At 61.2% G+C, this 8,041-nt stretch carries 7 protein-coding genes; 6 read left to right on the top strand and 1 reads right to left on the bottom strand.

Annotated elements, in window-relative coordinates; all coding sequences use genetic code 11:
- The first annotated feature begins 621 nt into the window (after window positions 1-621).
- Both VIZ63_RS16905 and VIZ63_RS16900 read left to right on the top strand, forming a co-directional pair.
- Window positions 622-819: a hypothetical protein gene (locus tag VIZ63_RS16905; protein ID WP_331610852.1), complete on the top strand. Its 198-nt coding sequence runs from the start codon at window positions 622-624 to the stop codon at window positions 817-819.
- 410 nt (window positions 820-1,229) lie between these two features.
- Window positions 1,230-2,297, top strand: coding sequence for a BON domain-containing protein (locus VIZ63_RS16900; RefSeq protein ID WP_331610851.1), 1,068 nt, complete (start codon window positions 1,230-1,232; stop codon window positions 2,295-2,297).
- A 180-nt stretch (window positions 2,298-2,477) separates the two neighbouring features.
- On the opposite strand, the gene VIZ63_RS16895 is transcribed toward VIZ63_RS16900, so the two are convergent.
- The gene (locus VIZ63_RS16895) at window positions 2,478-3,227 is read right to left on the bottom strand and encodes an OBAP family protein (protein ID WP_331610850.1); all 750 of its coding nucleotides are present in this window, start codon (window positions 3,225-3,227) and stop codon (window positions 2,478-2,480) included.
- 373 nt (window positions 3,228-3,600) lie between these two features.
- Here VIZ63_RS16895 and VIZ63_RS16890 point away from each other — a divergent pair, with 373 nt between their 5' ends.
- From VIZ63_RS16890 to VIZ63_RS16875, 4 genes are all read left to right on the top strand, one after another.
- Complete coding sequence (locus VIZ63_RS16890) at window positions 3,601-5,355, top strand: YbhB/YbcL family Raf kinase inhibitor-like protein (protein WP_331610849.1); 1,755 nt, start codon at window positions 3,601-3,603, stop codon at window positions 5,353-5,355.
- 80 nt (window positions 5,356-5,435) lie between these two features.
- Window positions 5,436-6,821, top strand: a complete 1,386-nt coding sequence (locus VIZ63_RS16885; protein WP_349261213.1) for a cytochrome B6 — start codon at window positions 5,436-5,438, stop codon at window positions 6,819-6,821.
- 10 nt (window positions 6,822-6,831) lie between these two features.
- Complete coding sequence (locus tag VIZ63_RS16880) at window positions 6,832-7,416, top strand: DUF4142 domain-containing protein (protein WP_331610847.1); 585 nt, start codon at window positions 6,832-6,834, stop codon at window positions 7,414-7,416.
- A gap of 62 nt (window positions 7,417-7,478) precedes the next feature.
- Window positions 7,479-8,030 carry a hypothetical protein gene (locus tag VIZ63_RS16875; protein WP_331610846.1) on the top strand — a complete coding sequence of 184 codons (552 nt, stop codon included), beginning with the start codon at window positions 7,479-7,481 and terminating at the stop codon, window positions 8,028-8,030.
- The last annotated feature ends 11 nt before the right edge of the window (window positions 8,031-8,041 follow it).

The raw sequence follows: 8,041 nt of genomic DNA, 5'->3' as shown, positions 1-8,041 counted from the left end.
GCCCGATACCCAGCGCGATGGAGTCGCAACACTCGCGACTGGTCGTTGTCCGATCAAGTCTGGCTGAATCGGCCAACGCAGCCTGCCCTCATGCAGGAGGCTGCTTAGAACCGGAGGCGACAACTACGTTGACAGTCGCCGCTCGCATCGGGTGCTGACGTAACCACACGAAAGTGGGAGAAGAATGTATGAGTGAATCAACGACAGAGCAGAACTCACACGACTGGGTGCTGGTCCTCGCCGGTGGCGACGGCAAGCGCTTACGGTCTCTCACCAGTGCAGATGGTGTGTCCGTGCCGAAGCAGTACTGCTCATTAGCTGGCGGCAAGACGCTGCTCGACGATGCGATAGAACGCGCGCAGCGCTTCCGTTCCCGCTGTCAGGGTCAGTGTCATCGTCGCTGCCCAGCATCGGGCTCGGTGGGGACCGCTGCTGGAATACGTAGACGAAGACGATCTCACGTTGCCGGCGAGTTTCATGCGTGATCGTGGTCGAACCCTTTCATCGATCGGCTCGCCAACCGGATTGAGTAACAGTGGATGTAACAGTGAGAGCTGCGGAGTTCGAACGAAGTAGAGGTCAGCCGCAGGCTACGGCGGGACTGACGGGTCAGGTGATGCAATGAGAACCGAGATTGTCGACAGCGATCAGGAACGCGCCAAAGAAATTCTGACCGTGCTTGCGCGATCGCACGAGTTGGGCCACAAATGGCGGTATGTGGAGCTTCGGATTAACGGTTGGCTGTACGCGGGCTGGGTTCGATCCAAGGCCGGAGTTGCCGAGGGGCATACGCTATCGATTGTGGATCAAAGGCATTGACGATCGAACCCATGGCACAGGCGTTGCCTCAGAGCGGCGTCGCAGCGCCAGGCTCTCTCTCTCTTTCCAGGTAAAATCGCGCCACGCATCCGTCGCCTGCTGCGAAAGCGCCGGACAGCAGGTAAATATTTTATGTACGTTGTGACAGTTGATAAAACAAACAGGCGAAATGGTCGGCATGGGTGGCGCTGTTTCTGTAGATGCGATCGGGAACAATGAATGGCTTTCGCTATTTCGTCTCTGCGATGTATTCACCTGAGTTTCTGGCGGAGCTACATCGTCTGGAGCGCTGCTGGGGCCAAGCGCGACATGCGGTGACACGGCGGTTACTGCGTGGATGAGCCTTGGATAGTCAGCAGCATTTCAGATTCGTCGACGTAAAAGACTGACATCTGTTGAGGAGAAGCATCATGGCAAACCAGTCACGAGATTGGCAGCGACCGGACAGTTCAAGTAATCGCGGTCGTGCGCAACAGTCGTATCGCAACGTTGATGATGACAATCAGCGTCGCGCTGGAAATCAGTGGGATGAAGACAGCGATGCACCGCGCTCGACCGAAGGCGTAGGCGACTACGGGGGCTATGGCGAAGAGGGCGGAGCGTATCGCGCCGGGTCCGATTATGGACGCGCCTATGGCGGCGGCAGTCGTTCGGAGCGCGGTGATTACGGGCAGGGTGGCTACGGGCAGGAGAGCTTCGGCCAAGGGAATTACGGCCAAGCGAATTACGCGCAGGGTGGCTATCGCCGGCAGGGAGGTGGCTACGGGCAGGAGAGCTTCGGCCAAGGGAATTACGGCCGAGGTGGCCACGAGCAGGGTGGTCAGGGAAGCTTCAGGCAGAGCGGCCAGGGCAGAGACCAGGGTAGTTTTTCGCAGGGCGGTTACGGCGGCCAGGGTGGTGGCTATGGACGCAGCGGCCGTCAGTCCGGTGAAAACTATGGTTCGGACTTTGGCGGCCGCAGTAATGTTGGCTCGCAGCGCAGCTACGGCTCCGACTGGGGCGGCGGTGATTGGGGCGCGCAAGGCGGGTCATCGTCGTTTGGTTCCAGGTCAAGCTATGCCGGAGGTTCTTCCGAGTCACAGCAATGGGGGCAGGGTTCGCATCGCGGCAAAGGGCCGAAAGGATACGAGCGTTCGGACGACCGCCTGAGGGAGATGATCTGCGAACGGCTCTCCGACGATCCCAATATCGACGCCAGTGAAATCACCGTCAACGTCAGTGGCGGGGTGGTGAAGCTGACGGGCACTATCGATAGTCGCGCCGGAAAGTACCAGGTCGAAGAGATGATCGACCAATGCGGTGGCGTGAAGGAGATTGATAACCAGCTGCGCGTGCAGTCGGGTCAATCCCCGCAGGGACGATCGACATCCAGCGGCGAATCCTCCGGGCTGAGCGGCAGCAGTGGCTCGACCGACCAGCGGTCCGCCGGACGAGACATGGGATCAGGTGCCAACACCACGTCGAGCCGCAAGCAGTAAAGGCAGTCACTGCGATGCGCCTGCGAGAGGCGGCTGCGAGCCGCCTCTCGTCTCGACCTCAGGCTTCATCAGGGTCACCCGCGGTCATCGTCATTGGTGGCTATCGCAGCGCGTACGGCGTATCGCGGGCGCGATCGACGTGATGATTGACCCGAGGCCAACGCGTTCAGCCAAACGCGGTCAGTGAGAGGGCTGTCCCGCGGTCGGGTCGGCCAATTGGATCGCAGTTCCGTTCTGCCAGCTGTCCGCGCCTGGATCGATGGGAGGGGCGGCAATGTCCGCCCGATTGCGTCGCTTCTCTTCGCTGCTGACATTGAATCGTTGGTCGCGCTCCCGAATCATGGCGGGGTCGCTTTGCCCGTCTGCGGTGAAACCCATCATCAATTGCGGCACGCCCAGGGGAAGCTGGTGATCCAGGTCCGTATGCCAGGTGTGCCAGGTCTTGCCGTACGTATGAATGAGCTTGCTCATCAGGGCGTGCTCGGCAGCCTCGGGAATGCCGGGTGCAACGAGTTGCCCGGACTTCACTTCGTGGACGTGGCTGTGCCAGAGCGATTTTTCGGCAGTTGGCAGTCCTGCAAACAGCTGGCTGCTGATGATGTACTCGACCCCCATGAGCTTCGCGTCCTTGAGGTTGCCGTCATAGATGGCGCATTGGATGAGCTCCTCGTTGAGGATGGCGCAGTAGTGATGTGCCTCCATCTGCGCCTGCATCCGTCCGCTGTAGAAGTGAAACCCATCGAGATACGCGTTGATCGCACCGATCGGTGGCATGGTCTGCAATAGAGCGGCACCCGACTCCAGTGCACCGGTGCCGGCCGTCTTCTCGTCGCCAGGAGATGCCACCTTCGATGGTGTGTCGCCTCCCTGGCATGCGGCCAGCGAAAGCAGGGTGCAAAGGCTGACCGTCGTTGCAGTGAGTCGGTCCATGGGCGGGCTCCCTTCCGATTGTTTGCGGGCACGGCTGTGCAGCAACGTCCCAACGAACAACGCGTTCCCAACGAAGTAGAGACGCAGACAGGCGGCTACAGCCACAAGCGTCACCTCTGAGGTCGCTTTACGAGGCGCGCCTGCCATGTTGTTAGCCACCAGATTGTTGTGGAGGCGTCATCGCGCAACGAGAGCATGGAGAGCTTCTGGCAAGTCACGAATCAGGGCCAGCCGGTCTGTTTGATCCAGCAACCCGGAGCATCAACAAGACGGAGCAGGAACAAAAAATTTGGGAAGGGAATTGAACCTGCTCTCGCAGCAGCCAGAGCTGCTGTGAGAACCGGCTTCCTGTGCCTCGTCGCGGAGAACTGCAATGAGAACCAACACGTCGCGGTACCGCCCGATTCTCTCGGGGTTGTTAGCGCTCGCGATTCCCATCGCCGAAGCGCAGCAGGGACAGCTGACCGACGTTGAGATCACGGCGCACATTTATGAGCCGCAGCGACTCGCCGCAACGGATGCGCGGCTGGCGACGCTTGAGCTTCCCTCCGGCTTTCACCTGCAACGATTTGCGGAGGGTCTCGACAATCCCCGGATCGTTGCGGTGGCGCCGGACGGAGCCGTGTATGTCACGCAACGCACTCCCGGCAATGTGGTAATGCTGCGTGATCTGGATGGAGATGGAATTGCCGACACCCAACGCATCGTCGTTCGGTTGAAACAGGCGCACGGTCTCGCCATTCGTCAAAACGAGATCTACCTGACAGACATCAAGCGGGTGTACGTCGCGACGATCTTCCGCGATGGCTCGGTGGGACCGTTACGTACCGTCGTCCGGAATCTTCCGGACGGAGGGCAGCACCCCAACCGCACGATCGGGTTTGGGCCCGAAGGCGATCTGTTCATCAGCGTCGGATCGCTGTGCAATGAATGTCGGGATCCCAATCCGGAGGTGGCCACGCTGCTGCGCGTGCCTGCTCTGGAACGGCGTCGGGCCCGTGCTGACCGGTGGGGGCGCGAAATTTTCGCTTCCGGATTGAGGAACACCATCGGTTTTGACTGGCAGCCCGGGTCGGGACGCCTGTTCGGATTGGATCACGGAATCGACATGCTCGGCGACAACGAGCAGAGCGAGGAGCTGAACCTGCTCGTCGCCGGCAAGCGCTATGGCTGGCCCTACGTCTACGATGAAGACCAGATCAATCCGCACACTGAGCCGCTGTTCCTGACCTCGCAGCAATGGGCCGAACGCAGCGAGGAGCCCGTCGGGTTGTACACCCCGCACGCTGCCCCGATGCAGATGCGGTTCTATGCAGGCTCGCAGCTGCCGGCGGACTATCGTGATGACGCCTACGCCACCTTTCGCGGTTCATGGAATCGCAAGCCGCCAAGCGGCTACGAAGTCGTTCGATTGCGATTCGCGGGCGGCGAATTCGAAGGATTCGAGCCGCTGGTCTCCGGATTCCTGCAGCAACAAAGCGACGGCAGCTTCGGCTTCTTTGCTCGACCGGTGGGTCTGGCTGAAACGCCGGACGGCGCGCTGATTGTCGGCGACGACACCAACAACACTCTTTATCGCGTGAGCTATGGTGCGCCCTCAGTGGAGCAAACGAGTTCCCAGTCGCTCGCGATCGATATCCTCGAAGCGCCACGCACGCTGAGCGTGAGGTCGCCGGCCATTGCAGCGGGCGGCATCATTCCCCGCAAATATTCCGACTACGGCAAAGGGATATCGCCGCCCTTGAGTTGGTCGGACGTCCCGGCCAGCACACGGTCCATCGTGGTGTTGATGGAAGACCCTGATGCGATTGCGCCGCTGCCGTTCGTGCACTGGACGCTCATCAATGCGTCACCGTCGCTACGAGGCCTACCCGAAGCGATCGATGAACGATATCAACCGCGCCGGGTGCAGGCCCTCCAGGGCAGCAACTCGAAGACCGAGCAGGGGTACTTCGGACCGCGCCCGCCGTTCGGCGATCCGCCGCATCGCTATCACTTCCAGGTGTTCGCGCTCGATACGAGGCTCGATCTGCCGGAAGGATTCAATCGTCAGGCGCTGCTGAAGGCTCTTCGCGGCCACGTCCTGGCCAGCGGTGAATTGGTCGGCAGCTTCCAGGCCCCGCAGTAGCCGGGGCGCAAATCACGGAGTTTCCAATGTCTGCAAAAATCGATGCGGTGCAAGTGAGGTGCAGGCTCGCTTCGCGGAAGATGGGATATGTCGGCGGCGCAGCGGCTGCGGTCCTGCTGATGAGTACATCGCTCATGTCGGACCCGCTGCCGCCCGATGCGACCTACCGACCGTTGCCGACTTTGCCGCCGGATGTCGTGCGTCGTAACGACGAGGCGGCGAAACCGGCCGTGCAACGCCGTCAGCGTGCGTTGCTCGAAGAACGCTATGACCTGTCGAACCGGCCGCGCACGGATGTGAAGATGGCGGGTGGCCGCCAGTCGATCCAGGACGGAGTGCGCGTGAAATTGCACGGCGGGGTGTCCTGGGATCAGCTCAATCAGATGGGCGCGGATGAGATCCGCAATCGCGATCTGTTACCCAAAGGGTTCCTGCCACTGCCACACGTCAAACAGGCAACCGGCGGCCAGGTATTTCCGCGCGAGCAGATCGATCAGATACGCACGGCAGAGGCGCGCGATCTGAATCGCTTCGATGTTGAATTCGATCTGCCACAGCATTTCACCCCGGAATTCCCCGCGCCGATTTTCCTGACGACGCGACCGGAACTGGGCGATGTATCCGGCGGCAAGCTGCTCACGATCCGCAATTACTACAGCATGATGGTAGGGATCATCACGCCGGTGCAGATGGAGGGACTGCGACTGTTGCTGACGCCGTTTCCGCAGGAGGAGTTCAACCAGACCGAGGACCGAAAAGTTGCCGAGCAGAGCCTCGGCGTTACCTGTCTTGATTGTCATGCGAACTTCCATACGAATGCGGCCTTCCATCTCACGCCGGACGTGCGGCCGCAGTCGGCCCGCTTCCGCCTGGATTCCACCAGCCTGCGGGGGCTGTTCAATCAGCAGATTCACGGCTCGAAGCGGTCACTGCGCTCCGTCGAGGATTTCACCGAGTTCGAGCAGCGCACGGCTTACTTCAATGGTGATCATGTGAGCGCCACACGCAAAGGCGTTCACCTGCCCGATCGACCCAACCAGGTCGCGATGATGGCGCAGATGCAGAACATCATCGATTTCCCGCCCGCACCCAAGCTCGACCCTATGGGACGGCTTGATCCTGCCAAGGCGACGCCGGCGGAGCTTGCAGGCGAGGAGGTTTTCATGGGCAAGGGCAAGTGTGCGCAGTGCCATGTTCCTGCCACCCATTTCCTCGACAACAACATGCACGACCTGAAGCTTGAGCGGTTCTATAAACCGGGGCAGGTGTTCAATGACCAGGTGGTCATCCCCGATGGACCGATCAAGACCTTCACGTTACGCGGCATCAAGGATTCGCCACCGTATCTGCACGACGGGCGTCTGCTGACGCTGGCCGATACGGTGGAGTACTTCAACCTCGTGCTGGGTCTGAAGCTCACGGCACAGGAAAAGGAATCGCTGGTTACCTACATGCTGACGCTTTAGGAGAAAGATCATGAAGGTCGTAGTCGCAAGCGTCTCATTGCTGTGCAGCCCCCTCATTGCGTGGGGGCAATCCATGGGAAATCCTGCCGGCATGGTGGCGGACACCCCCGGTGTGAATGTGGCGCGACCCGCGCCCGATCACCGCAATGCGCAGGATCAGCTGTTCATCCGCCAGTTTGCACTCGGCAACCGCGCGGAAGTCGAACTGGGAAAAGTCGCGCAGAAGAAGGCAGCAACGCCGGGCGTGCGGGAGTTCGCGCAGAACATGGTGAGTGAGCACGAGAAGTCGGGGCAGGAGTTGCTGCGGCTGAATCGCAGCCCGGCCGCCGAGGTACCGAAGGAACTCGATCCGGAGCATCGCCACGTGGCCGAGGAGTTGAGCAGCAAGTCGGGCGCACAGTTCGACGCCGATTACCTGACAGCACAGGTCCAGGATCACCAACGTGCAGCGGGACTGCTGATGTGGGAAATCAGCAATGGTCAGAATGACGCTCTCAAACGCTATGCCACCGCGCAGTTGCCCGCCGTGCTTGCGCATCTGGAGAAGGCCCGCGACTCCCTTGCGCAACTGGCGAACGTCCCGCCCGGGCGATGAAGTGCCTAGCGGCCGGCCCGTGCTGCGCGCGGGCTTCGCGCCGGCACTTGCCTGTGTAGGGCGTGCCCACCATGGAGCAGCCGGACGATATGGTCCTGGCCTTCATCGCGTGGGGACTGTACCCCGCGTGGTTGGTGGCGGGTGGGTGTGACTACCTGTGTCACCGTGCAACGGATATCGGACACACCTCCGGGCCGACCGAATCGTGGCTGCACTTGGCGCAGTTCGGGACCCTGTTCGCACTGCTGGGTGCTGCGCTACTCATGACGCCCAGTCTGGCGGCGTTCGGGGTCATGATCGTCAGTGTGATTGCCCATACCGGACTGTCGGTGGTCGATGTGGCATTTACGACATCCCGCCGCCGCATCACGGTGCTCGAGCAGTTCGTGCATGGCTTCATGAACGTCATTCCCTGCGTCGCGGTCGCGCTGCTGATGCTGCTGCAATGGCCGCAGCGCACGACGCCGGCATGGCGTGACGCAGTCGAGCCGGGCGGCTGGCTCATCCTCGCCACATTCATCGTAGTCGCGGGCCTGCCGATCCTGGAGGAGTTGGTGCGCACCCATCGACAAGCCGCCTCGCACCGCGCAAGCCCGGCGCCGCTGAGTCGGTGAGGGATTGGCTC

The sequence above is a fragment of the Povalibacter sp. genome, assembly GCF_036520495.1.
Taxonomy (GTDB): Bacteria; Pseudomonadota; Gammaproteobacteria; order Steroidobacterales; family Steroidobacteraceae; genus Steroidobacter.
The sequence above is the reverse complement of the archived record's forward strand: the minus strand, read 5'-3'. Positions and strand labels throughout refer to the sequence as shown.

Bases quoted from the DNA above. Each gene is read 5' to 3' on its own strand.
- VIZ63_RS16905 (WP_331610852.1), top strand. From the start codon at position 622: ATGAGAACCGAGATTGTCGACAGCGATCAGGAACGCGCCAAAGAAATT.
- VIZ63_RS16900 (WP_331610851.1), top strand. From the start codon at position 1,230: ATGGCAAACCAGTCACGAGATTGGCAGCGACCGGACAGTTCAAGTAAT.
- VIZ63_RS16895 (WP_331610850.1), bottom strand. From the start codon at position 3,227: ATGGACCGACTCACTGCAACGACGGTCAGCCTTTGCACCCTGCTTTCG.
- VIZ63_RS16890 (WP_331610849.1), top strand. From the start codon at position 3,601: ATGAGAACCAACACGTCGCGGTACCGCCCGATTCTCTCGGGGTTGTTA.
- VIZ63_RS16885 (WP_349261213.1), top strand. From the start codon at position 5,436: ATGGGATATGTCGGCGGCGCAGCGGCTGCGGTCCTGCTGATGAGTACA.
- VIZ63_RS16880 (WP_331610847.1), top strand. From the start codon at position 6,832: ATGAAGGTCGTAGTCGCAAGCGTCTCATTGCTGTGCAGCCCCCTCATT.